Raw genomic sequence first — 242 nt, 5'->3', positions numbered from 1 at the left:
TTTAACAATCTGGAAGAAGTAAAGTTTTAATCGAATCGTCGACAGACGGTTCGATGGGTAGTGATTGTATGTATCAAAACAAAGCAACAACGCTGTACTTTCTTATCTCTGTAACGCTCTTTGTTCTCCGGAACAGAGGCTAACGTTATAGGGACAAGCGAATAAGTGCACATGGTGGATGCCTTGGCGATTACAGGCGATGAAGGACGTAGTAGCTTGCGATAAGCTGCGGGGAGCTAGCA

Annotated in this window: 1 rRNA gene; it reads left to right on the top strand. The window is 44.6% G+C overall.

Features of this window, described 5'->3' with window-relative positions:
• Window positions 1-151: 151 nt before the first annotated feature.
• Window positions 152-242: ribosomal RNA gene (locus F2P46_RS36895) — 23S ribosomal RNA — on the top strand; the annotation flags it as partial.

The sequence above is a fragment of the Massilia sp. CCM 8734 genome (assembly GCF_011682155.1).
Classification (GTDB): Bacteria; Pseudomonadota; Gammaproteobacteria; order Burkholderiales; family Burkholderiaceae_D; genus Telluria_A; species Telluria_A rubra.
The sequence above is the reverse complement of the archived record's forward strand: the minus strand, read 5'-3'. Positions and strand labels throughout refer to the sequence as shown.